We start from the raw sequence: 24,521 nt of genomic DNA, 5'->3' as shown, positions 1-24,521 counted from the left end.
AATTAACGTCCAGTTACGTGAATTTCTTCATCAGTGGATACGCGTTTACCGATATCCCTGAGCTGAGAAAACTTCTCTAGAAGCTGCGGTGCGTCATCGAGGCTCGTCGCGAACATCCACATGTAGGTCATCACGGAATAAATATGTCCGGCGGTGATGCCGGTTGAGCGCGTCATCCAGACGATGGTCAGCGTAAAAAGCGCGGCAACAAGTACGCCGACCCACAAATAGCCCCACGCCTCGCGGTCAGATAACGCGATACGTAAACGGGCAAGCGTGGAGTAATGTCGGTGAAGAGTGGCCGTTCCCGCCTTATGAACATAATCCACTTCTTTTTCCAGACGATTATTCAGGCGCATGAATAGCCATTCATTTTTACGGGCATATCCGGAGACAAATCCGAGCAGGACAAATACAATCGCAAAGCACATGACGCCGGCCCAAAATTCAATAAACAGCAACATGATTGCGGCGCCAAACAGTGAACTCAGCGATGTAATCAGCAGGGGAAGGTGCATTTCAAAGAAATCCACGTACTCACGCGAGAGCGTTACCCTGGCGGCGATTGCCGAATGGTTTAGCTGATACTTGCGCTGTGCCAGAACGACGGATACCGCGAGGCCGGCATAAATGCGTGCAAACGTGCGGGTATCGACGCTTCGTCTGGCCGCGCCGATGAACCACATACAAAGCACCATCAGGCCATATAGCGCGGCGTTAAGCGTCTTCCCTGCGAGGATGGCATTTATCGCGATACCTGCCAGAACGGGGTAAAGTAGAAACGTTACGTTTTCGGCCACCACCAGGAAGAAAGTGACAACCAGTTTTTTCCGGTGCCGTATCGCGAGTTTTTTAAGCGAGTGCATCACTCCGGCAGGCTCAGAAGGACTAAGATTATTATTACGGTTCATCATTATGGGCAAATCGTGTCAGACTTTTTTAGTGAATTATTTTTGTGCAAAATAGTGTGATGGAGAGCCTACCGCGCGCCTGTTTAGCGGAAATGGGCGGTTTGTGGAGGATGTGTGGAGCGGTGGCTCAAATCATTCTCATAATGAGGTACAGCGGGGCTCCACCAAAAAAAATGATTAAATAACACTCGTAGTAAAAGACCAGATCCTCGATGTCGGGCATTGTGTTTAACAACACGGTGAACGTAATAATGAGATAAAGAAAAATTACTATTAGCCAGAAGGCGATGACAAGCAGCTCAGTCAACGCACCGGCTTTATTTTGGATTATCAGAGAGACAACCGACAATGCGATACAGCCATAGATGATGGGTGACGAGGGTAGCGTCGAGGCGACTTTCTCATCCATTCTGTGTACCAGCACCAGCCAGGTATAAAGTAATCCCCACGACAGCAGCAGAAACAGGGAGTATATGCCCAGTTTTTTCGGGGAGAAATATTTTGAAAGTTCCATGTTCATTATTTCAGCCAACTTCATAAAGTCTTTAAGAAACAGTGGTAATTTGCAATGCTCAATGCACAAAGGCTTATGCCTCAATAGCGATTTTGAACGGACATTGTCGAGTCTTTATTGACTGAATGTGTAGGTTGTGTGGAGAAATAACCGGGCATTTAAATCAACCGGGAAATTCTCGTGACCATGGCACTTTTTCGCGGAGGCTGTGTCTTATTGTGCTAAAGATATCTGATAGCGTGCTTAAAGGGATTTCACCCGCGGAGATAATATGAACAAAAATACGCTGATCCTTGTTGTTGAAGATGAAGACGAAATCGCCGAGATACTGATGAGTTACTTAGAGCGTTCGGGAATGAAAACGCTCAGGGCCAGGCAGGGCGAGCAGGCGATAACCCTCAATCGCCTGCATAAACCGGATCTCATCTTGCTGGATATTCATCTGCCCGTATGTGACGGCTGGAGCGTACTTACCACGCTCCGTCAGGAAAGTTCTGTGCCCGTCATTATGGTTTCCGCTCTCGATCAGGATGTCGATAAGCTCATGGGGCTGAGACTGGGCGCGGATGATTACGTGATCAAACCCTTCAACCCCTCTGAAGTTGTCGCACGGGTTGAGGCGGTGCTGCGCAGGACAAAACCCGCGCTTCAGCAGGCGGGTTCCCTGCCGCTCAGAACGCCCTTTATTACGGTCTATCCGGATGACTTCTACGTGGAAGTCACCGTGGGCGAAGAGGTTATCTCCCCGGTATTAACGACGACCGAATTTAAATTGCTCACCTGGCTGGTACGATATCCGCGAAAGGTCTGTTCCCGCGAAGAGTTGCTCAACGCGTGCCTGCCGGAAGGTGATACGCTCGACAGAACAGTCGACAGCCATATGAGCAAGTTGCGTAAAAAACTGGAACTTGCTGGCCTTTATGGCGTTCCCGAGAGCATAAGAGGCTTGGGTTACCGGCTTGGGGAAAAGAAATGAACAAAGAGTCTGTCCTGAGTCGTCAGATCTTAACGTATATGCTGTTGCTGACGTTTACGATAATTGCCATCGCCATACTGGGCTCCTGGTTTTTTTACTCCTTTATTCTGGATCACCTCCCGGGCGGTCCTGCTGCGGGCGATGACGAGCAGATGACGATGTGGGACTGGGTGTGGATTGGGACCGCGACGACGATCAGTCTGATTATCGCACTCTTTTTCACGGTCAAACTTTCATCGCGAATACTCACCCCGCTAAACGCGGTAGCATCCAGCCTGAAAAAGATTTCACAGGGCGATCTTGACGCACGGGCATTCTGCGCCAGCTCCCGGCTGGGTGAGATCAATCACCTGGTGACGGATTTCAATGAAATGGCGGAAAAATTACAGACGCTTGATATACAGAGGAAATCCTGGAATGCTGCGATTGCGCACGAGCTGAGAACCCCGGTCACGATCTTACGTGGACGGCTTCAGGGGCTGGTTGACGGTGTTTTTACCCCGGACCCGGTTCTGTTTAATAACCTTCTCAAACAGACGGAAGGGTTAACCCGTCTGATTGAAGATCTCCGGGTTATCAGTTCGGATGGCGGGGCGGGATACTCGTTATGCCAGTCCAGAACGGATCTTAAAGGGGAAATACAGAATGCGCTCGATACCTTCATGCCCGAGTTCAACCGTAAGGCATTTACCATCAAAACAGAACTGAGGGATCAGCAATGCGTATTCGATCCATTACGCATCAATCAGTGTCTGACCGTTTTGTTTGATAATGCCTTACACTATTCAACCTCGCGCACACTCATCGTGAAAAATGGCGTTTCTGATAAAGGCAATTATATCCTTATTCAGGACGGGGGACCTGGTATTCCAGGGGAGTTTCATGATTTCTTATTTCAGCCCTTTCAGCGCGATAATGGTGCCAGAGAGTTGAACCCGGAAGGCTGTGGTTTGGGCTTGTCGGTGGTAAAAGCCATCATGCTGGCGCATGGTGGCGATGTTACCTATACCTTATCGAAGCAAAACCACTCGATATTTAAGCTCACCTGGCCCGACTCGTGAGCGTGAGCGGCAGGTCAAATGTGCCTGCCGGCGATAAATGCCATATTTTTCCTAGCTTAGCATCCCATTCCTGCGGGGTAATCGAGAGTTTACCGCGTCTCGGGCTTAAGGTTATTTCACTGAAATAGATTTCATCTTTTTTTAGCATAAGGTCAACGCGGCAGTAGTCAATGCCATCCGCCAGCTCCTGGGATGCCAGCAACGCCTCTCGGAACAAGACCGGTTCGCCCGGCGCTAACGGTGTATTCGGATATTCCATCTGGAAGGGTTGTAAGTTCCAGTGCCTGTCGTAAACGTTGATAAAACCCTGGCCGTTATTATCCGTAAAATCCGCTTCAACATAGTGCGCAACGCCATGAAAGCAATGGATCCTCAGCATTTCCGGCGTTGTGTTTTTGTCAGCATCATCGAAGAGATCGACAAACGGCTCGCAAAGTATACTGGGCGTAATATTTTTGTACTGCCATTCGCGCGTGGTGTAGTAGAGATTTTTCTTTAACGCGAGACTCAGTTTTTTACACGCATCCCTGACGTTAAATTGCGCTTTGTTTGAACATATTATTGTGCTGCCGCTGTCATGATTGCACTTAAGGACGAATTTGTCAGGGAGTACTGAAAAATCAATCTGCGACGCCCGGGTATAAACGCCAATTAATGGCACCGTTTTCACGCGCGTTGTTCTGGAGGAAACGTAGGCCCGAACGGCGAGTTTATCGGCAAGCATGGTGTAGAAGTTATTATGGTCATAGACCAGACGATGGCATATTTTTTCACTCAGCGTAGTAGGGGATTGAATGTCAGGGCTTTGCCCGGATATTTTCTTTAGCCTGATAGTATGAAAGTGCAGGTCCGTCATTAAAAAAGAACGGCATTTTCTGATGAGATACTCGGTATATTTTAGAACATAGGTAGTGGTGTTCATTTCTTCTCCTCCGTAATGTCCCGGTATTCTGGAGAAGAACTGTTGATTGATATTGCATAAAATATGGAGCAGGGATGGAGACGAAAGAGTTAAGGATTAAATAGCGAAGAAGTCTATTTAATCCCTAATTTAGTGGGACGATTTTTGTTTGCCGTCGCGCTTAGCGGTCCTTTCTCCATGCATCGGCGGTCAATGCTTCACCAAAGTGACCCGCAATCAGTCGTTTCGTCAGCTCATGAAGCGGGGAGGCCATCACATCCGCGGTGCTGCCGCGCTCAACCACTTCACCCTGGTGCATGACCATCACCTGATCGCTGATGTGCTTCATCATTCCCAGATGCTGGGTAACGTAGATATACGAGATCCCCTGTTTTTCCTGCAATTCCAGCATCAGGTTAATCAGCTGCGAGCGCATCGACATATCCAGCGAGGCAAGCGCTTCATCCGCAACGATCACTTTTGGCCGCAAAATCAACGCACGCGCCAGACCCAGACGCTGTTTCTGACCGGGGGCCAGCATGTGCGGGTAGTAGCTTTCGTGGTCCGGTAACAGCCCAACCATACGCAGGGTTTCGAATACGCGCTTACGGCGTGCCTCCGGCTCCAGGTCGGTGTTCAGACGCAGCGGAAAATCGAGGATCTGCGAAATGCGCTGGCGTGGGTTAAGCGAGGTAGACGGATCCTGAAAGATCATGCGGATGCGCTGGCTGCGGAAAGAGTAATCGCCGAACGTAAGAGGATGATCGTCAATCAACACTTCGCCTGCAGTCGGTTCAACCATGCCGGCGAGCATTTTCGCCAGGGTGGATTTCCCGGAACCGTTCTCGCCGATGATCGCCAGGGTCTGTTTTTCACGCAGCGTAAAGCTCAGCGGCTTCACCGCGTCGACGGTTTGACGATGAAACAGCCCCGTGCGGTAGCGAAAGGTCTTACTCAGGTTACGCACTTCCAGTAAGGTTTCGACCATTTCACTCTTTCTCCATGTTCAGCGGGAAATGACAGGCGTAAAGATGATTTTTTGCCCCGGTCAGGCGTGGCGTCTCGATACATTTACGCTGAGCATAAGGGCAACGCGGCCCCAGACGACAGCCTATCGGCAAAGATTCCAGCAGTGGAATCGCCCCCGGCAGGGTATTCAGGCGGCTTTTATGCGGCATGGCGCTGCCAAAATCCGGAATGGCGCGGATAAGCGCCTGCGTATACGGGTGGTGCGGCGCGGTGATCAGATCTTCACTCGGCGCGGTTTCGACCGTTTGCCCGCAGTACATCACGTCAATTTTATCCGCCCATTTGCTGAGCATTTGCAGGTCATGGCTGATCAGCAAAATAGTGGTGTTGTTATTCTGGTTGAGGCGCGACAGCAGGCGGAAAATTTGCGCCTGCGTGGTGGGTTCCATCGCGTTCGTTGGTTCATCCGCAATCAGCAGGCGCGGCTGATTGGCCAACGCGATGGCAATCATCACTTTCTGACATTCGCCGTCGGTCAGCTCGTAAGGGAAGCTGCGCATCGCATCTTTGTGATCTTTGATCCCGACGCGGTGTAAAAGCTCAATGGCGCGACGCTTGCGCCAGCCAACGCGTTGCCACCAGCGGCCTTTGTAGGTCCAGCCGGGAATGTTCTGCATCAGCTGTTTACCCACGCGTTCGGACGGGTCGAGACAGGACTGCGGCTCCTGGAAAATCATCGAGACGTTGTGCCCGACCAGCTTACGCCGCTCGCGGGGGGAGAGGCGCAGCAGATCGATATCATCAAACCGCATACGGTCTGCGGTCACGCGCCAGTTGTCTTTCGCCACGCCGCAGATAGCTTTGGCAATCAGGCTTTTTCCTGAGCCGGATTCCCCCACCAGCCCGCGAATTTCACCCTCCGCGAGGGTGATACTGATGCGATCGACGGCTTTAACCCAGCCTTCACCGGTTTTGAATTCAATGGTGAGGTTGCGGATATCAAGAAGCGGCATTATTGCACCCCCGCGTTAATTGCACGGCGAATACCGTCGCCCAGCAGGTTGATCAGCAGCACGCTTACCATAATGGCCGCACCCGGCAGCATGACCGTCCACGGCGCTACGTAAATTAACTCCAGCGCGTCGCCAAGCATCGCCCCCCATTCGGGCGACGGCAGCTGCGCGCCGAGGTCAAGGAAGCCGAGCGCCGCGATGTCCAGGATCGCCATCGACAGGGCGCGGGTGATCTCGGTGACCAGCCCTGAGGCGATGTTAGGCAGCACGGCAAACCACAGAATGTTGAAGGTCGTCGCGCCGTCCAGACGCGCGGCGACGACATACTCTTTTTCCAGCTCATCATGCACCATGCTGTAAACCGAGCGCACGATGCGGGGCAGGATAGCCAGCCAGACGGCGAACATGGCATGCGACAGGTGCGGACCGGCAAAGGCAACAACAACGATCGCCAGCAGCAGGGACGGAATTGACAGCAGCGTATCCAGAATATGGTTAAGCACCGCCGAGCGCAGGCCATGCGTGGAGCCCGCAAAAATACCGAGCGCCAGCCCGCAGATCGTTGCCGCGAGCGTCACCACAAACGCGCCGCCCACCGTCGGGGCCGCACCGCTCAGCAGGCGGCTCAACACGTCACGTCCGAGATCGTCCGTTCCCAGGAAGAAAGAGACTTCGCCGTAGCGCGACCAGGACGGCGGCAGCAGCTGATAGCCGAGGAACTGCTGGTCAATGCCGTACGGCGCAAACCACGAGCCAAAGACGCACAGCAATACCAGACCGGCGCAGCCATAAAGGCCGATCATTGCCGTGGTGTCACCATAGAATTTACGCCACACGGTACGCAGCACGCCGGGCGTGCGCTTTTCACTGTATACGTTATCGTAAGGCATACCATTCCTTATGCTTCAATGGGTTAGCCATGGCACCCAGAATATCGGACAACACGTTAACAATAATGACCAGCGAACCAATCACCATCACACCCGCAGAAATAGCGGCATAATCCTGCTGGCGAATGGCGTTAATCAGCCATCGCCCCAGGCCTGGCCAGCTAAAGACCATCTCGGTGATCATGGCCAGCGTCAGCATGGTGGAAAACTGTAATCCCAGGCGCGGAATAACCGGCGGCAGCGCGTTGTGCAGGACGTTGCGGCGCAGTATGGTCAGGCGCGACAGTCCGCGCGTGGCGGCGGCTTTGACATAGTTCTGGTCAAACACCTCGATGGTGCTCAGGCGCATCAGGCGGATCACTTCGGTGGTTGGCGCAACCGCCAGCGTCAGCACCGGCAATACCATATGGCGCAGGGCGCTGACGATCATCTCGTGGCGCCATACGGAATCGGACAGCCACGCATCGATGATGGCAAAGCCCGTCACCGTTTTAACCGTATAGAGCAGATCAAAACGGCCAGAAACCGGAAGCCAGCCCATCGTCAGCGAGAAGAAAAGCGTCAGCAGCAGCGCCAGCCAGAAGACCGGGATGGAGAAGCCGAGCAGGGCGAGGGCGCTGATAAACTTATCCTGCCATTTGTTGCGATAAATCCCGGCCAGCATGCCCACGGGGATCCCGACCATCAGGGCAAAACCGAAGGCCAGAATGCACAGCTCCATCGTGGCCGGGAAAACCTCTTTCAGCTGATCGGAAATAAGCTGCCCGTTAATGCTGGATACGCCGAAATCCCAGTGCAGCAGCCCGTTAAACCAGAACAGCCAGGCATCCCACAGCGACGACCCCTGGAGCGGGGCGTGGGGCGTGAAATAGCTCAGGCTGAAGCCAACAAAGTTCAGGAAAAAGAGCGTCACCAGCAGCAAAAGGAGACGACGCAAGGTAAAAATAATCATGGTTTTTTCACCTCTTGGTCTTTTTCACGCGATACGCCGGCGAACGAGGCGTTGCCGAACGGGCTCAGCACCAGGCCCTTAATATCATAACGATAGGCCTGAAGACGCAGGGAAGAGGCCAGCGGCAGCACCGGCAGCTCCTGGGCCAGGATCTTCTGCGCTTCATCATAGGCGTCGATGCGCGAGGCCAGCTGTTGGGAAGACAGCGCTTTTTGCAGCACGGCGTCAAACTCCCGGTTACACCAGTGGGCGTAGTTGGTCTGCGAGTTTATCGCCGCACAGCTTAGCAGCGGCCGGAAGAAGCTGTCCGGGTCGTTACTGTCGGTAGCCCAGCCGGTCAGGGTTAAATCATGATTCATGTCCATCAGGCGCGCCTCCTGAAAACGGCCTTCAACCGGTACGATGATCACTTTGACGCCCACCTGCGCCATATCCGCCTGCAGCAGTTCGGCGGTCTTGAGCGGGCTCGGGTTCCACGCCTGGGAACTGGTTGGCACCCAAAGCTGCAGCGTCAGGTTTTCCGCCCCCAGCGCTTTCAGCTGTTCACGCGCTTTTGCCGGATTGTATTCCGTAATTTTAGCCTCACCGTCGTAGGCCCACGAGGCGCGCGGTAAAATTGAGGCGGCGGTTTCCGCCGTGCCGTAGTAGATCGACTGCATCAGGCGCTGGTTGTTAATCGCCAGCGCCAGAGCGTGTCGAACTGCAGGGTTATTCAACGGTGGCTTATCGGTGTTAAAGGCCAGATACGCGATGTTCATCCCCGGGCGTAACGTCAGGCGCAGGCGCGGATCGTCGCGCAAAATCGTGAGCTGGCTGGCCGCGGGCCAGGCAAGCACGTCGCATTCCCCGGTGAGCAGTTTCGACAGACGCCCGGTCCCGCCAGAACCCAAATCGACCACCACCTGCGGCATCAGCGGCGTACCGCGCCAGAAGTGTTCATGGCGTTGCAGACGAATATACTGTCCGGCGCGATATTCGGCCAGCTGGAACGGACCGGTGCCGACCGGCTGGCGATCGAGCAGTTCCTGACGATCTTTCTTCGTCAGCTGAGCCGCGTATTCGGCCGACATGACGGATGCATAGTGGGTCGCCAGGTGCCAGAGGAAGGAGGCATCCGGGCGCGTCAGCGTGAACTCAACCGTACGGTTGTCCAGCTTACGCACGCTTTTCACGGTGTCGGCAAACTGCAGGCTGTCGAAATAAGGGAAGTTGCTGCCGTTAACGTTATGCCACGGGTGGTTGCGGTTGAAGATACGCTGGAAGGTAAAGACCACGTCATCCGCATTCAGCTTGCGCGAGGGGGTAAACCACGGCGTGCGCTGGAACGCGACATCATCGCGCAGGTGAAAACGGTAGGTTGCCCCGTTATCCAGCACTTCCCAGCTTTCCGCAAGCTCGGGCACCAGACGGTAGGTGTACGGGTCGACGTCAAGCAGACGATCGTAAAGCTGCGCGGCAAGGGTATCCACAATCAGGCCGCTGCCCGCTTTTTGCGGGTTGAAGGTATCCACCTGGCCGCTTACGCAATAGACGAAGCCGCTGTCACGAATGTCAGGCTGCGGCGTTTGCCCGGGCGCGGCAAAGGCCAGGCTGCTAAACAGACCAAGTGCAAAAAAGGACGATAAAACCAGACGCATAATTTTTAAGGTTTTTAGGTTCGATCTGCAAAGTGTATCGCACTTACGCCTGCTTCGTAAAAATGTCTATGGTAAGTGCTGATATTGTCAGCGCATTTGATGCTTTTTAAGCAACGCTCTTAACTGATGGTAGGTCAGACCCAGCAGTTCAGCCGCCCGTTTCTGGTTATATTTCGCCGTCTTAAGGCTGTGCTCCAGCAGCTGTTTCTCCTGGTCGTGCTGGAACTGGCGTAAATCGAGAGGCAGAGAGGGGAGATCGCCTGAAGACGCTGGTGCCGGCAGCGGCGTCGCACTGCGCTGAAAAGGATCGATAATGATGTTGTCCAGCTCGGTCTCGCTGCTGCCGTGGCGATAGACGGAACGCTCCACGACGTTTTTTAGCTCGCGGATATTTCCCGGCCAGTGGTAAGCCAGCAGCGTCTCCCGAGCATAATCGCTGAAGCCGGGGAAGAGCGGCAGTCCGAGCTCGCGGCACATCTGAATCGCAAACTGGTCTGCCAACAGCATGATGTCGCTTTTGCGCTCGCGCAGCGGAGGAAGCTGAACGACGTCAAAGGCCAGGCGGTCGAGCAGGTCGGCGCGGAATTTCTCCTCCGCCACCATCTCCGGCAGGTTGGCGTTAGTGGCGCACACCAGGCGCACGTTCACCTGCAGCGGCTGGCTACCGCCGACGCGCTCCAGCTCGCCGTACTCAATCACGCGCAGCAGTTTTTCCTGCACCAGCATGGGCGCGGTGGCCAGTTCATCCAGAAACAGCGTACCGCCGTCGGCGCGCTCAAATCGTCCTGGATGGCGTTTCTGGGCACCGGTAAATGCACCCGCTTCATGGCCGAAGAGCTCGGTGTCGAGCAGGTTTTCATTCAGCGCCGCGCAGTTCAGGGAAATGAAGGGGCCGTCCCAGCGCCCGGATAAATAGTGCAGACGGTTGGCGATGAGTTCCTTACCCGTACCGCGCTCGCCGATGATTAGCACCGGTTTGTTAAGCGGCGCAAGGCGAGAGACCTGTTCCAGCACTTCGAGAAAGCTGTTTGCTTCGCCGAGTAAATTGTCTTTGTATCCAGGCATGATGAAATTAACCACTCCTTAGCGATATTCACCAGGAAAGAGTAATCCTTCATTGCATAAAAATCAATCAGGCTCAGTGAAATCAATAAGATAAAAAGTTGGCATGATGTTTGTATTATCAGTACAGCAGGGCATAGCCCGATAACAGAACTATGAGGATTAGATTATGGGTATTTTTTCTCGTTTTGCCGACATCGTGAATGCCAACATCAACTCACTGCTTGAGAAAGCGGAAGATCCGCAGAAGCTGGTGCGTCTGATGATTCAGGAGATGGAAGACACGCTGGTTGAAGTGCGTTCAACCTCCGCCCGCGCGCTGGCGGAGAAAAAACAGCTTACGCGTCGCATTGAACAGGCTACCGCTCAGCTGAACGAATGGCAGGAAAAAGCGGAACTGGCGCTGCGCAAAGACAAAGAAGATCTGGCCCGTGCGGCGCTGATCGAAAAACAGAAGCTGGCTGATATGGTCGCGACGCTTGAGCATGAAGTGACGCTGGTGGACGACACGCTCACCCGTATGAAGAAAGAGATTGGCGAGCTGGAAAACAAGCTGAGCGAGACCCGTGCGCGTCAGCAGGCGCTGACCCTGCGTCACCAGGCTGCGAGCTCCTCCCGCGACGTGCGTCGTCAGCTGGACAGCGGTAAGCTGGATGAAGCGATGGCCCGTTTTGAATCGTTTGAACGTCGGATCGATCAGATGGAAGCCGAAGCCGAAAGCCACGGCATCGGTAAGCAGAAGTCGCTGGATCAACAGTTCGCCGACCTGAAGGCTGATGATGAAATCAGCGAGCAGCTGGCGGCACTGAAAGCCAAAATGAAGCAAGACAACCAATAATAATTCCTGCGGCACCTGAACGTGCCGCATCGTAAGACAAGGAGTACACATGAGCGCGCTTTTTCTGGCCATTCCCCTGACAATTTTCGTGCTGTTCGTTTTGCCGATTTGGCTGTGGCTGCACTATAGCAACCGTTCTTCACGGGGCGAACTTTCCCAGAGTGAACAACAGCGTCTGGTACAGCTCTCCGATGAGGCGAACAAAATGCGCGAACGCATTCAGGCGCTGGAAGCCATCCTGGATGCTGAACATCCAAACTGGAGGGACCGTTAATGTCTGGACTGAATCTGAACAAAAAGCTGTGGCGAATTCCACAGCAGGGCATGGTGCGCGGCGTCTGTGCCGGGCTGGCTCATTATCTTGACGTCCCGGTTAAGCTGGTACGCGTGGTGACGGTGCTGTCGATTTTCTTTGGTCTGGCATTTATCACCCTGGTAGCTTATATCGTGCTGTCGTTTGTTCTTGACCCGATGCCGGAAGGAGAGCTGGCTGCGGAGGGGGCCCCAACCAGCAGCGATCTTCTCAATGCGGTTGATGCGCAACTCGCCGCCGGTGAGAAGCGGTTACGGGAAATGGAACGCTATGTCACGTCGGATACCTTTACGCTGAGAAGTCGTTTTCGTCAGCTTTAAGAGAGAGATGAGATGAAACAACACTGGCAACAGGCCGGTCAGAAGGTAAAACCCGGCCTGAAAATCGCAGGTAAACTGGTCCTGCTGACCGCGTTACGGTTCGGCCCGGCAGGCGTGGCGGGCTGGGCGATCAAATCCGTTGCCCGCAAGCCGATCAGAATGGTGCTGGCCGTGGCGCTCGAACCGCTGTTGCAAAAGGTGGCAAAACGGCTTTCTCGCCGCTACTTATCCCAATAATTCCCGCTGGCGCTAGTCCTTTCCCTGACGGGCGAGGGACTGGCGATAGCTCACCGCATTTCCTCTTTACCCGTTCTTTCTTTGCGGCAGCTCACAATATTGTGCTGAGCTGCTTTGCAATCACCTTTTTCACCTCCCCGGTCCGTTGACAGATATTTTTCATGGGAGTAGATTGCCACTTCGTGGGACCGCTACCATGGAAAATGAAATGAATCCAAAAATTAAAGAACTCATTAATCTTGTTTACGGGGAAACGTTTTCTGAAGCCCATTTGAATGTGCTGCTGGAAAATATCGGAAAGGCCGCCTCTGTTATTACAGAAAAACGTAAAATGGGCTGGGATGAAAAAGATGTCGTTCTGATAACCTATGCCGACCAGTTTTCAGCGAAAGGGGAGAAAGCACTCCCTGTTTTTACACGTTTTTATAACAAATGGCTTTCTCGTTCTTTTTCTCATGTCCATCTTTTGCCTTTTTATCCATGGTCTTCTGACGACGGATTTTCTGTTATTGATTATCATGAGGTTGCACCTGAAACCGGAACATGGCGAGACGTTGCCGAATTAAAACAGTCAGCCAGTTTAATGTTTGATTTCGTATGCAACCATATGTCAGCCAAAAGCAAATGGTTCGCTAATTACCTGAAGCAAACGCCAGGGTATGACGATTTCTTTATTTCTGTCGATCCTAATACAGATTTATCCGCGGTGACGCGTCCGCGTGCCTTACCGCTTCTTACGCCTTTCACACTGCATGATGGCAGCGTGCGATACCTGTGGACTACCTTCAGCGAGGACCAGGTTGATCTCAACTTCGCCTCCCCGCAGGTACTGATTGCGATGGTGGACGTGCTGCTGCATTACCTGATTGAAGGGGCGCGATACATTCGTCTGGATGCTGTGGGCTTCATGTGGAAAATACCCGGAACAACCTGCATCCATCTTAAGCAAACCCATCAGCTCATCCAGCTTTTCCGCGCCATTACCGAGGCTGTCGCCCCGGGCACGGTGATTATCACCGAGACGAATGTTCCGCATAAAGATAACGTTGCTTACTTCGGTGACGGTGAAAATGAAGCGCAGATGGTTTATCAATTCTCTTTGCCGCCGCTGGTGCTGCACGCGGTGCATTCTCAGGACGTCCGTACGCTGAGCCAGTGGGCGGCGTCGCTGACGTTGCCTTCCACGAAAACCACCTGGTTTAACTTCCTGGCCTCGCATGACGGGATTGGTCTGAATCCGTTACGCGGAATTTTACCCGAGTCGGAAATCCTCTCGCTTGTGGAAAAACTTCAGGCTGAAGGTGCGTTGGTTAACTGGAAAAATAACCCGGATGGCACACGAAGCCCGTATGAAATTAATGTGACCTATCTGGATGCTTTGAGTACGCGAGAAAGTCATGATAGCGAACGCATTGCCCGGTTTATTCTGGCGCATGCCGTCCTCTTAAGCTTCCCCGGCGTGCCAGCTGTTTATATCCAGAGTATTCTCGGCTCCCGTAATGATTATGCAGGTGTTAAACGCCTGGGATATAACCGTGCGATAAATCGCGAGAAATATACCGCGGGACAAATTGATAGTGCGCTTGAAGATAAAAGCAGTCTGCGTTATCAGGTCTATTGTGCGTTAAGCCAGTTAATCGCGCTGCGTCGTGCGGAAAAAGCATTCCACCCTGACAGCCAGGCTTATTTTAGTGCGTCAGGAGAACATGTTTTAAAAATCGTTCGTGTGGCGGATTGTGGCGAGAAAATAACGGCGCTGTTTAATTTCAGTGATGGCATTCAAACGGTAGAGTCCGATATGCAATCCGGAACGGATTTGATTTCAGGAGAAGTTATTACAGATGAAACGCTGACCCTACATCCATGGCAGGTGTTGTGGATTAAAGAAAACTAAAAAGGACCTTAAAAATGAAAATGCCCAGAATTGTGCTGATTTCAGCACTGGTTTCGTGCGCTTTGTTATCAGGCTGTAAGGATGACAAAAAGTCCGCTGTCACTATTGAGTTTATGCACTCATCAGTCGAGCAGGAGCGTCAGGTGGTTATCACGAAGCTGATCGAAAAGTTCGAGAAAGAGAATCCTGGCATCACGGTAAAACAGGTACCGGTGGAAGAGGATGCCTACAACACCAAGGTGATTACGCTGGCGAGAACCGGCGCGCTGCCTGAAGTGATCGAGGTCAGCCATGACTACGCAAAAGTAATGGACAAGGAACAGCTGCTGGATCGCAAAGCTATCGGCGAAGCCATTAACGCGGTAGGCGAAAACACTTTCTATGACGGCATCTTGCGTGTTGTTCGTACGGAAGACGGTTCAGCCTGGACGGGCGTGCCGGTCAGCGCCTGGCTTTCCGGCGTCTGGTATCACAAAGATGTGCTGGCCGCGGCGGGCATTCAGGAGCCACATAACTGGGAACAGCTACTGCAAGCCAGCCAGCGCCTTAACGACCCGGCTAAAAAGCATTACGGCATCGCGCTGCCGACGGCTGAAAGCGTGATGACCGAGCAGTCGTTCTCTCAGTTTGCGCTTTCCGGCGGCGCAAACGTGTTTGATGCCAAAGGGAACGTCGATATCGATACCCCGGAAATGGCAAAAGCGCTGGCGTTTTATAAAGCGCTGGCCGCGACCACCATGCCGGGTTCAAACGATGTCATGGAGATCAAAGACGCCTTCATGAACGGTTCAGCGCCTATGGCGGTTTACTCCACCTACATCCTGCCTGCCGTCTACAAGGACGGAAACCCCTCTAACCTGGGCTTCGTTGTCCCGACTGAAAAGTCATCGGCGGTGTACGGCATGATCACCTCCCTGACGATCACCACCGGACAAACTGAAGAGGAGACCGAAGCGGCCGAGAAGTTTGTGACCTGGATGGAACAGGCTCAAAACGCGACGGACTGGGTCATGATGTCGCCTGGCGCGGCACTGCCGGTGAACAAGCTAGTGGTGGGCACCGATGCCTGGAAAAACAACGATGTGATTAAAGCGTTTGGGCAACTGCCTTATGAACTGATTGCGCAGTTCCCGAACGTGCAGGTGTTTGGCGCGGTTGGGGATAAAAACTTCACCCGCATGGGCGATGTAACGGGCTCCGGCATTATCAGTTCCATGGTGCATAACGTCACGGTGGGGCAGAAGGACCTTAATACAACGTTAAGCAGCAGCCAGAAGCGACTGACTGATCTTATTTCACAACGATAGGAGCGCTCTGCGGAAGGAAATTATGAAGACGTTGTTTTCTGGTCGTTCAGATATGCCTTTCGCCATGCTGCTGTTGGCCCCCAGCCTGATTTTGCTGGGGGGCCTGGTGGCCTGGCCAATGATTTCCAATATTGAAATCAGTTTTTTACGACTGCCGCTTAACCCGCGCATTAGCGCTGTGTTTGTCGGGCTGGATAATTACATTCGCATCCTCAGCGATGCCGCCTTCTGGCACTCGCTGTGGATGACGTTCTGGTACACCGCGCTGGTCGTGCTCGGCAGTACCGGGCTGGGGCTTGCCGTCGCCATCTTCTTTAACCGGGAGTTTCGTCTGCGGAAAACGGCACGTTCACTGGTGATTTTATCCTACGTCACCCCGTCCATTTCGCTGGTGTTTGCATGGAAATACATGTTCAACAACGGCTACGGCATCGTGAACTATCTGGGCGTTGACCTGCTGCATCTGTATGACCAGGCGCCCCTGTGGTTCGACAATCCCGGCAGCAGTTTTGTACTGGTGGTGCTGTTCGCCATCTGGCGTTACTTCCCGTACGCGTTTATCTCATTCCTGGCGATTTTACAGACCATTGATAAATCCCTGTATGAAGCGGCGGAAATGGACGGCGCGAATGCCTGGCAGCGTTTTCGAATCGTTACGCTGCCCGCGATTATGACGGTGCTGGCAACGGTGGTGACGCTCCGCACTATCTGGATGTTCTACATGTTTGCGGATGTCTACCTGTTGACTACCAAGGTCGATATTTTGGGCGTCTACCTCTACAAAACCGCATTCGCTTTCAATGACCTGGGTAAAGCTGCGGCGATCTCCGTCGTGCTGTTCGTGATCATCTTCGCGGTGATTCTGCTGACCAGAAAAAGGGTAAACCTCAATGGCAACAAATAAACGCGTACTGAGCCGTATTGGTTTTTATCTGGGGCTGGCGGTGTTTCTGGTTATCACGCTGTTCCCGTTCTTCGTGATGCTAATGACGTCGTTTAAGAGTGCGAAAGAGGCAATCTCGCTCCATCCGACCATTCTGCCCCAGGAGTGGACGCTGCAGCATTACATCGACATCTTTAACCCGCTGATCTTCCCGTTTGTGGATTACTTCAAAAACAGCATGGTGGTATCGCTGACCTCCTCGGTGATTGCCCTATTTCTCGGCACGCTGGGTGCTTATGCCTTGTCCAAACTGCGTTTTAAAGGACGCACGACGATCAATGCAAGCTTCTACACCGTATATATGTTCTCAGGGATCTTGCTGGTGGTGCCGCTGTTCAAAATCATCACCGCCCTCGGGATCTACGACACCGAGCTGGCGCTGATCGTCACCATGGTGACCCAGACATTGCCGACAGCGGTGTTCATGCTGCGCAGCTATTTCGACACCATCCCGGACGAAATCGAAGAAGCCGCGATGATGGACGGCCTCAACCGCCTGCAAATCATCTTTCGCATCACCGTCCCGCTTGCGATCTCAGGACTCGTATCGGTGTTTGTCTACTGCTTTATGGTGGCGTGGAACGACTACCTGTTTGCGTCAATTTTCCTGTCCAGCTCTGGCAATTTCACCTTGCCGGTCGGGCTGAACACGCTCTTTAGCACGCCAGATTATATCTGGGGTCGCATGATGGCGGCATCGCTGGTGACGGCGCTTCCGGTGGTCATCATGTACGCCCTGTCTGAACGGTTTATTAAAAGTGGTTTGACCGCCGGTGGCGTGAAGGGCTGAGGCGGCCAATATTAACAAGGAGTCAGTCATGAAAAAATTAGTTGCGACAGCGCCACGCGTGGCGGCGCTGGTGGAATATGAAGATCGTCCGGTTGCAGTCCATGAAGTAAAAATTCGCGCCCGTTTTGGCGCGCCAAAACACGGTACAGAAGTGGTGGATTTCCGCGCCGCCAGCCCGTTTATTGATGAAGAATTCAACGCGGAGTGGCAGATGTTCACGCCGCGTGAAGAGGGCGCAGCGCGCGGTATTGAGTTCGGTAAGTTCCAGCTGGGTAACATGGTTGTTGGCGACATTATTGAATGCGGTGCGGACGTGACGGATTACCAGATCGGCGATCTTGTCTGCTGCTACGGCCCGTTGCAGGAAACGGTCATCGTCAACGCGGTGAACAACTATAAGCTGCGTAAAATGCCGCAGGGCGCGTCCTGGAAGAACGCCGTCTGCTACGATCCGGCGCAGTTCGCCATGAGCGGCGTGCGTGATGCCAACGTCCGCGTGGGCGACTTTGTCGTCGTGGTCGGTCTGGGAGCAATCGGGCAGATTGCGATTCAGCTGGCTAAAAAAGCCGGTGCGTCAGTGGTTATCGGCGTTGATCCAATCGAACACCGCTGCGAGATCGCCCGTCGTCACGGCGCGGACCACTGCCTGAACCCAATCGGCACCGATGTCGGCCTGGAAATCAAAAAGCTGACCGGCAAGCAGGGCGCGGACGTGATCATCGAAACCAGTGGTTTTGCCGATGCGCTGCAGTCCGCGCTGCGCGGGCTCGCCTACGGCGGCACCATCTCCTACGTAGCCTTCGCGAAACCGTTCGCTGAAGGCTTTAACCTCGGCCGCGAGGCGCATTTCAATAACGCGAAGATTGTCTTCTCCCGCGCCTGCAGCGAACCAAACCCGGACTATCCGCGCTGGAGCCGCAAGCGTATCGAAGAGACCTGCTGGGAACTGCTGATGAACGGTTATCTCCATTGTGAAGATCTGATCGACCCGGTTGTGACCTTCACCACCAGCGCTGAAAGCTACATGAAATATGTGGACCAGCATCCGGAACTGAGCATCAAAATGGGCGTCACTTTTTAAGCTAAGGAGAGCAAATCATGAAAATCGCAACACAGAACCAGGCTTTTTTCCCGGTCAATATCATGGAGAAATTCGAGTACATCAAAGCGATGGGGTTTGATGGCTACGAAATTGACGGCAAGCTGCTGGTGGAAAACCTCGCCGAGGTGAAAGCGGCCATCAAAGCCACTGGTCTGCCAGTGACGACGGCCTGCGGTGGATACGATGGCTGGATCGGCGACTTCATCGAAGAGCGCCGTCTGAACGGATTACAGCAGATTGAACGCATTCTGGAAGCGCTGGCTGAGGTGGGCGGTAAGGGCATTATCGTGCCTGCCGCGTGGGGGATGTTTACCTTTCGACTGCCGCCAATGACCTCTCCACGCAGCCTTGAAGGCGACCGCAAAGCGGTGAGTGCTTCGCTGCGCTGGCTGGATGAGGTGGCAGCGCGCACCGGAACCACCGTCTATCTGGAGCCGCTGAACCGCTATCAGGATCATATGATTAATACCCTGGCAGACGCGCGTCGATACATCGAAGAAAACGGCCTGAAGCATGTGCAGATCATCGGCGATTTCTATCATATGAACATCGAAGAAGACTCGCTGACGGATGCGCTGCATCGGAACCGCGATCTGCTTGGCCATGTGCACATCGCCGATAATCACCGTTACCAGCCGGGCAGCGGCAGCCTCGATTTTGCCAGCCTGTTCGATCAGCTGCGTGCGGATAACTACCAGGGTTACGTGGTATATGAGTGCCGTGTTCGCGCCGATGATCCGGCTCAGGCATACCGGGATTCGCTCACCTATCTGCGTAAATGCTAAGGATGACGAGCGTGATGAGTGCTTCTACACCTTCGCCTCTGCGCGTCGCCATCATTGGCGCCGGGCAGGTCGCGGATAAAGTGCACGCCTCGTATTACGCCACGCGCAGTGATGTTCAGATGGTGGCTGTTATGGACAGCCACCCTGAACAGGCTCGGGCGTTTGCGGAACGTCATGGTATTCCCTCGGCATGGCAGGATGCGCGAGAATTGCTCGAGGCGGTTAAGCCGGATGCGGTGAGCGTCTGTTCGCCTAACCGGTTTCATTTCGAGCACGTCATGGCAGCGCTGGAAGCAGGCTGCCATGTGATGTGTGAAAAACCGCCTGCTATGACGCCGCAGGAGGCCGATCGGATGCGCCTGGCTGCGCGCAAGGCGGGAAAAGTGCTGGCGTATGATTTTCACCATCGTTTTGCCCTGGATACTCAGCTGCTGCGCGATGCGGTAATGAACGGAACGCTCGGAGAAATTTACTTCACGTCAGCGCAGGCGCTGCGTCGCTGCGGTGTGCCGGGGTGGGGCGTTTTTACCAATAAATCGCTCCAGGGCGGTGGTCCGCTGATTGATATCGGCATCCATATGCTTGATGCCGCAATGTATGTTCTGGGGTTCCCGGCGGTAAAACGGGTGACCGCGCATAGCTATCAGAGGCTGGGCAACCGTAAAAGCAGCGGTCAGTTTGGCACGTGGGATCCCACGCAGTTTACCGTGGAAGATGCTCTGTTTGGCACGATTGAATTTTGCAACGGCGGCATTCTGCGTCTGGACACGTCGTTTGCGCTCAATATCCGCGAGCAATCGATCATGAATGTCGCATTCTGCGGTGAAAAGGCGGGTGCCACGCTGTTCCCGGCGCACATCTACAACGACGAAGCTGGTGTTTTACAAACTCTTACCCAGCGCGAAGAGGCTGACGACCAACGCCACCTGCGCAGTATGGATGCCTTCGTGCGCCATGTGCAGGGAGAGCCCGTTATGATCGCTGATGCGGAGCAGGGGCTGATTATCCAGCAGCTTGTCGCCGCGCTGTATGAATCAGCAGAAACAGGGGGAAGCGTGACGTTATGCTAAACGTGTCTGTATTAACCGACCCGGGCTTTTGTCCGCACAGTCTGAATAAATACGCCTCCATCATGGCCTGCGGTAATGGCTACATGGGGATCCGCGCTGCGCATGAAGAGGATTACACCCAGCAAACCCGAGGCATGTATCTTGCGGGTCTGTATCATCGTGCTGGTCGCAACGAGACCACAGAGCTGGTCAATTTGCCCGATATCACCGGTATTGAGGTTGAGCTGGACGGGGTGAATTTTACCCTTCTGTCGGGGGACATTCTCGAGTGGCAGCGCGAGCTGGCGTTTGCTAATGGCGAACTTCGTCGCAGCGTCATCTGGCGCTCGCCCGACGGGAAACGCTATCGACTGGAGAGTCGCCGTTTTGTCTCTCTGGATCAGCTGCCGCTGGTGGCCATGCAGCTTGCGATCACCCCGCTTGATGCTGCCTCACAGGTGGTGATGAAAACCGGCATTGATGCGACACAAACCAATACCGGCCGGCAGCATCTGGATGAAATTTCCGTCAGGGTGTTCGACCAGCACTATATGCAGGGTGTGTATGAAACGCAGAACCGGGCGTCAGAAGTTGTTGTTTCGGCGTTTTGTCAGCTCTCTGCGAAGAGCGACAGCTGCTTCACCGCCAAAAATCGTCGGGTCTCTGCGCACTATTGCCTGACGATACTGCAAGGTGACACTGTCACTCTGGATAAGATTGTCTGGGTTGCCCATCGCAGCGATAAAGCCCTTTCGCAGGAGTCGTTCGCGCGAAGGGCGCTGGCGGATCTCAAGGTTTGTGCGGCAAGGGGGTATGCCTCGCTGCTGGAGAGTTCATCCTGCGCATGGGAAGACGTATGGCGTAACGCCCGGGTGGAAGTGGCTTCTGCTGCTCCTGACGATCAGATGGCGCTGGACTATGCCGTCTGGCATCTGACCACCATGACGCCCGCCCATGATGATCGAAGCAGCATTGCCGCTAAGGGATTGACCGGCGAGGGGTATAAAGGACACGTCTTCTGGGATACCGAAATATTCCTGCTGCCTTTCCATCTTTTCACCCGTCCGCAGGTGGCCCGCAATCTTCTGCGCTATCGCTGGCTTAACCTGGCCGGGGCCCGGGAAAAAGCCCGCCGCAACGGCTGGCCGGGCGCACTTTTCCCGTGGGAGAGCGCCTCGAGCGGCAAAGAGGAAACGCCGGAGTTCGCGGCTATCAACATCCGAACCGGCATGCGCCAGAAGGTGGCCTCCGCGCTGGCTGAACACCACATCGTGGCGGATATTGCCTGGGCCGTCGTCGCTTACTGGCAGGCGACACACGATGATGCCTTTATGCGAAATGAAGGCCTGACGCTGCTGATGGAAACTGCTGCGTTCTGGATGGGCCGCGCAACGGAGGTAGACGGGCGCCTGGAAATTCATGATGTGATTGGGCCTGACGAATACACCGAGCATGTGAACAACAACGCCTATACCAATTATCTGGCGTGGCATAACGTTGCCTGCGCTCGCCGGTTTATGGCGATGTTTGGGCGCGAGGATGACGGTTTTACGCAGAAAGCGACACGGTTCCTGACGCGCTTATGGCTGCCGGAGGCCAATTCAGACGGTGTGATCCCGCAGGATGATACCTTCATGGCGAAACCAGCCATTGACCTGAGCCGCTATAAAGCAAAAGCAGGGAAGCAGACCATTCTGCTCGATTACTCCCGCGCGGAAGTCAACGACATGCAGATCCTGAAGCAGGCTGATGTGGTAATGCTTACCTACCTCTTGCCGGAGCGGTTTACCCCACAGCAATGTGCCGCCAATCTGGCTTTCTACGAGCCCCGCACGATCCATGACTCTTCGCTGAGCAAGGCCATACACGGCATTGTGACCGCCCGCTGTGGTGACACCGAAGGTGCCTACGCCTTCTGGCGTGATGGCGTCGCTATTGACCTTGGGGACGATCCACACAGCTGCGATGACGGTATTCATGCCGCGGCGACCGGCGCTATCTGGTCCGGCGTCATCCAGGGGTTTGCCGGTATGCAGATTGTGGAAGGGGAACTACATCTTGCGCCCAGCCTGCCGGCCCACTGGCGAAGGCTTGCTTTCCCCCTGCGCTGGCGGAACGCAACGCTGCACGTCACCTATGAAAATGAGGTGTTAACCATTGAAACGACGACACCTGTCACGCTGACGCTGTGGGGCAAGACGCTACGCGTAGCGGGGCGCAAGGTATGCGCTTATAAGGATTTTCTTGCACCTGTAAATGGGACCGCTACCACGGAGGGGCGCCATGACGCTTAAGGCTGTTGTATTCGATCTGGACGGTGTTATCACCGATACCGCACACCTCCATTTTCTGGCCTGGCGTGCAGTGGCTGACGAAATCGGCATCACCTTCGACGAAGTGTTTAATGAACAGCTGAAGGGAATTAGCCGCATGGACTCCCTTCAGCGCATCCTGAAGCATGGCGGGAAAGAGGGGATGTTTAGCGATGAGCAGTGCCTCGCGCTGGCGACGAAAAAAAACGCGCTTTATGTCCAGTCTCTGGCGTCGCTGACGGAAGATTCACTGCTTCCGGGTATTCGTGACGTGCTGACGGATATACGTAAAGCGAACGTCAAAACTGGACTCGCCTCCGTTTCCCTGAATGCCCCAGGGATCCTGCACGTGCTGGGCATTTATCAGGCCTTCGATTATTGCGCCGATGCTTCCCGTATTCGCCGCTCAAAGCCAGATCCGGAGATCTTCCTTGCAGCCTGTGCTGGCCTGAATGTGCGTCCTGAAGAGGCCATGGGCATCGAAGATGCACCTGCAGGCGTAGCGGCGATCAACGCGGCGGGCATGCTGTCGGTTGGTGTGGGTTCTGGCCTGAACCATGCGGGACTACAGCTTCATTCAACGCGGGAACTGACCTGGAAATGCCTTACCGAGTTTTGGGCATCCCGGACGTATTGATAAGGAATTAACAATGGCTCAACTGTCTCTGAAAAACATTCAGAAAATCTATGATAACCAGGTCCACGTGGTTAAGGATTTCAATCTCGAAATCGAAGACAAGGAGTTCATCGTCTTCGTCGGGCCTTCAGGCTGCGGTAAATCCACGACGCTGCGCATGATCGCCGGTCTGGAGGAGATCTCCGCTGGCGAACTGGTGATTGACGGCGTTTGTATGAACGATGTGCCCGCCAAGTCACGCGATATCGCCATGGTATTCCAGAACTATGCGCTTTATCCGCATATGACGGTCTACGACAACATGGCGTTCGGCCTGAAGATGCAAAAAATTGCGCCTGCGGTTATCGAAGAGCGCGTTAACTGGGCGGCACAGATCCTCGGATTACGTGAATACCTCAAGCGTAAACCCGGCGCGCTGTCCGGCGGCCAGCGCCAGCGCGTGGCGTTAGGCAGGGCGATCGTACGTGAGGCGGGCGTGTTCCTGATGGATGAACCGCTCTCAAACCTCGATGCCAAGCTTCGCGTGCAGATGCGGGCTGAAATCAGCAAGCTACATCAGAAGCTTAACACCACCATGATTTACGTGACCCACGATCAGACGGAAGCCATGACGATGGCGACCCGCATCGTGATCTTAAAAGACGGCATTATTCAGCAGGTCGGTGCACCTAAGCAGGTTTACAACGAACCGGCAAACATGTTTGTCGCAGGGTTTATTGGATCGCCAGCCATGAACTTCATTCGCGGTGCTATCGACGACCGCTATTTCGTTACGGAAACGCTGCGTCTGGCGATCCCGGAAGACAAGCTCGCTTCACTGAATGCCGCAGGGTATCAGCGCAAAGCCGTGGTCTTTGGGATCCGCCCGGAAGATATTCTCACTCTGCAGAGCAGCGGTAAAAATATCGAGGCGAAAGTCAGCGTAGCCGAACTGACCGGCGCGGAGTTCATGCTCTACGCCACCGTTGGCGGTCATGAGCTGGTTGTTCGTGCTGGCGCTGCGAATGATTATGCCGCTGGGGATAATATCGACATCCAGTTCGATATGAATAAGTGCCATTTCTTCGACGCTGAAACCGAAGCGGCTATTAGATAAAAAAGGTGTTCG

Annotated in this window: 25 protein-coding genes; 16 read left to right on the top strand and 9 right to left on the bottom strand. The window is 54.1% G+C overall.

Going from position 1 to position 24,521, the window contains the following annotated elements; genetic code table 11:
• Positions 1-2: 2 nt before the first annotated feature.
• Together PUP35_RS12095 and crrC are read right to left on the bottom strand one after the other, a co-directional pair.
• On the bottom strand, positions 3-914 hold the full coding sequence (locus PUP35_RS12095; protein ID WP_164850629.1) for an ABC transporter six-transmembrane domain-containing protein: 912 nt from the start codon (positions 912-914) through the stop codon (positions 3-5).
• A 124-nt stretch (positions 915-1,038) separates the two neighbouring features.
• Positions 1,039-1,425: a colistin resistant protein CrrC gene (gene crrC, locus PUP35_RS12090; RefSeq protein ID WP_164850628.1), complete on the bottom strand. Its 387-nt coding sequence runs from the start codon at positions 1,423-1,425 to the stop codon at positions 1,039-1,041.
• A 271-nt stretch (positions 1,426-1,696) separates the two neighbouring features.
• Between crrC and PUP35_RS12085 the strand changes: the two genes are divergently transcribed.
• Both PUP35_RS12085 and PUP35_RS12080 read left to right on the top strand, forming a co-directional pair.
• Complete coding sequence (locus PUP35_RS12085; protein ID WP_133294565.1) at positions 1,697-2,401, top strand: response regulator; 705 nt, start codon at positions 1,697-1,699, stop codon at positions 2,399-2,401.
• Positions 2,398-3,462 carry an ATP-binding protein gene (locus tag PUP35_RS12080; RefSeq protein WP_133294564.1) on the top strand — a complete coding sequence of 355 codons (1,065 nt, stop codon included), beginning with the start codon at positions 2,398-2,400 and terminating at the stop codon, positions 3,460-3,462. The genes PUP35_RS12085 and PUP35_RS12080 overlap by 4 nt, the downstream gene beginning before the upstream one ends.
• On the opposite strand, the gene PUP35_RS12075 is transcribed toward PUP35_RS12080, so the two are convergent.
• From PUP35_RS12075 to pspF, 7 genes are all read right to left on the bottom strand, one after another.
• Complete coding sequence (locus tag PUP35_RS12075) at positions 3,443-4,384, bottom strand: ATP-grasp fold amidoligase family protein (RefSeq protein WP_274239718.1); 942 nt, start codon at positions 4,382-4,384, stop codon at positions 3,443-3,445. The two genes, PUP35_RS12080 and PUP35_RS12075, sit on opposite strands and share 20 nt — an antisense overlap.
• A gap of 160 nt (positions 4,385-4,544) precedes the next feature.
• Entirely contained in the window at positions 4,545-5,351 is an 807-nt protein-coding gene (gene sapF, locus PUP35_RS12070; protein ID WP_115875370.1) for a putrescine export ABC transporter ATP-binding protein SapF, read from the bottom strand.
• Between the two features lies 1 nt (position 5,352).
• Complete coding sequence (gene sapD / locus PUP35_RS12065) at positions 5,353-6,345, bottom strand: putrescine export ABC transporter ATP-binding protein SapD (protein ID WP_248174393.1); 993 nt, start codon at positions 6,343-6,345, stop codon at positions 5,353-5,355.
• Entirely contained in the window at positions 6,345-7,235 is an 891-nt protein-coding gene (gene sapC, locus PUP35_RS12060) for a putrescine export ABC transporter permease SapC (protein WP_025913072.1), read from the bottom strand. The genes sapD and sapC overlap by 1 nt, the downstream gene beginning before the upstream one ends.
• Positions 7,222-8,187, bottom strand: coding sequence for a putrescine export ABC transporter permease SapB (sapB, locus tag PUP35_RS12055; RefSeq protein ID WP_069719064.1), 966 nt, complete (start codon positions 8,185-8,187; stop codon positions 7,222-7,224). The genes sapC and sapB overlap by 14 nt, the downstream gene beginning before the upstream one ends.
• Positions 8,184-9,824, bottom strand: coding sequence for an ABC transporter substrate-binding protein SapA (gene sapA / locus PUP35_RS12050; RefSeq protein ID WP_115875366.1), 1,641 nt, complete (start codon positions 9,822-9,824; stop codon positions 8,184-8,186). The genes sapB and sapA overlap by 4 nt, the downstream gene beginning before the upstream one ends.
• Positions 9,825-9,911: 87 nt before the next feature.
• Positions 9,912-10,889 carry a phage shock protein operon transcriptional activator gene (pspF, locus tag PUP35_RS12045; RefSeq protein ID WP_271368056.1) on the bottom strand — a complete coding sequence of 326 codons (978 nt, stop codon included), beginning with the start codon at positions 10,887-10,889 and terminating at the stop codon, positions 9,912-9,914.
• Positions 10,890-11,055: 166 nt separating this feature from the next.
• Here pspF and pspA point away from each other — a divergent pair, with 166 nt between their 5' ends.
• From pspA to PUP35_RS11975, 14 genes are all read left to right on the top strand, one after another.
• Entirely contained in the window at positions 11,056-11,724 is a 669-nt protein-coding gene (gene pspA / locus PUP35_RS12040) for a phage shock protein PspA (protein ID WP_023617933.1), read from the top strand.
• Between the two features lie 49 nt (positions 11,725-11,773).
• Positions 11,774-11,998, top strand: coding sequence for an envelope stress response membrane protein PspB (gene pspB, locus PUP35_RS12035; RefSeq protein ID WP_023312045.1), 225 nt, complete (start codon positions 11,774-11,776; stop codon positions 11,996-11,998).
• Positions 11,998-12,357, top strand: coding sequence for an envelope stress response membrane protein PspC (pspC, locus tag PUP35_RS12030; protein ID WP_008501237.1), 360 nt, complete (start codon positions 11,998-12,000; stop codon positions 12,355-12,357). The genes pspB and pspC overlap by 1 nt, the downstream gene beginning before the upstream one ends.
• Before the next feature lie 12 nt (positions 12,358-12,369).
• Positions 12,370-12,594 carry a phage shock protein PspD gene (gene pspD, locus PUP35_RS12025; RefSeq protein WP_111965095.1) on the top strand — a complete coding sequence of 75 codons (225 nt, stop codon included), beginning with the start codon at positions 12,370-12,372 and terminating at the stop codon, positions 12,592-12,594.
• A gap of 196 nt (positions 12,595-12,790) precedes the next feature.
• Positions 12,791-14,488 carry a sugar phosphorylase gene (locus PUP35_RS12020; RefSeq protein ID WP_274239701.1) on the top strand — a complete coding sequence of 566 codons (1,698 nt, stop codon included), beginning with the start codon at positions 12,791-12,793 and terminating at the stop codon, positions 14,486-14,488.
• Between the two features lie 14 nt (positions 14,489-14,502).
• On the top strand, positions 14,503-15,795 hold the full coding sequence (locus tag PUP35_RS12015; protein ID WP_274239698.1) for an ABC transporter substrate-binding protein: 1,293 nt from the start codon (positions 14,503-14,505) through the stop codon (positions 15,793-15,795).
• Positions 15,796-15,817: 22 nt separating this feature from the next.
• Positions 15,818-16,699 (top strand): carbohydrate ABC transporter permease, encoded by an 882-nt coding sequence (locus tag PUP35_RS12010; protein ID WP_274239695.1) that lies wholly within the window; start codon positions 15,818-15,820, stop codon positions 16,697-16,699.
• Positions 16,686-17,528 carry a carbohydrate ABC transporter permease gene (locus tag PUP35_RS12005; protein WP_271368047.1) on the top strand — a complete coding sequence of 281 codons (843 nt, stop codon included), beginning with the start codon at positions 16,686-16,688 and terminating at the stop codon, positions 17,526-17,528. The genes PUP35_RS12010 and PUP35_RS12005 overlap by 14 nt, the downstream gene beginning before the upstream one ends.
• Before the next feature lie 28 nt (positions 17,529-17,556).
• Positions 17,557-18,609 carry a zinc-dependent alcohol dehydrogenase gene (locus tag PUP35_RS12000; protein WP_274239691.1) on the top strand — a complete coding sequence of 351 codons (1,053 nt, stop codon included), beginning with the start codon at positions 17,557-17,559 and terminating at the stop codon, positions 18,607-18,609.
• Positions 18,610-18,626: 17 nt separating this feature from the next.
• Positions 18,627-19,415, top strand: coding sequence for a sugar phosphate isomerase/epimerase family protein (locus tag PUP35_RS11995; protein ID WP_115875351.1), 789 nt, complete (start codon positions 18,627-18,629; stop codon positions 19,413-19,415).
• A gap of 11 nt (positions 19,416-19,426) precedes the next feature.
• Positions 19,427-20,485, top strand: a complete 1,059-nt coding sequence (locus tag PUP35_RS11990; protein WP_274239687.1) for a Gfo/Idh/MocA family protein — start codon at positions 19,427-19,429, stop codon at positions 20,483-20,485.
• A complete protein-coding gene (locus PUP35_RS11985; RefSeq protein ID WP_274239684.1) occupies positions 20,479-22,758 on the top strand; it encodes a glycoside hydrolase family 65 protein in 2,280 nt (759 codons plus the stop codon). Before PUP35_RS11990 ends, PUP35_RS11985 begins: the two co-directional genes overlap by 7 nt.
• The gene (pgmB, locus tag PUP35_RS11980; RefSeq protein WP_274239682.1) at positions 22,748-23,413 is read left to right on the top strand and encodes a beta-phosphoglucomutase; all 666 of its coding nucleotides are present in this window, start codon (positions 22,748-22,750) and stop codon (positions 23,411-23,413) included. The genes PUP35_RS11985 and pgmB overlap by 11 nt, the downstream gene beginning before the upstream one ends.
• Before the next feature lie 13 nt (positions 23,414-23,426).
• Entirely contained in the window at positions 23,427-24,509 is a 1,083-nt protein-coding gene (locus PUP35_RS11975) for an ABC transporter ATP-binding protein (RefSeq protein WP_127731226.1), read from the top strand.
• Positions 24,510-24,521: the final 12 nt, after the last annotated feature.

The organism is Enterobacter sp. S-33, assembly GCF_028735835.1.
In the GTDB taxonomy this organism is placed as follows: Bacteria; Pseudomonadota; Gammaproteobacteria; order Enterobacterales; family Enterobacteriaceae; genus Enterobacter; species Enterobacter vonholyi.
This window is presented reverse-complemented; position numbering and strand designations above follow the sequence as displayed.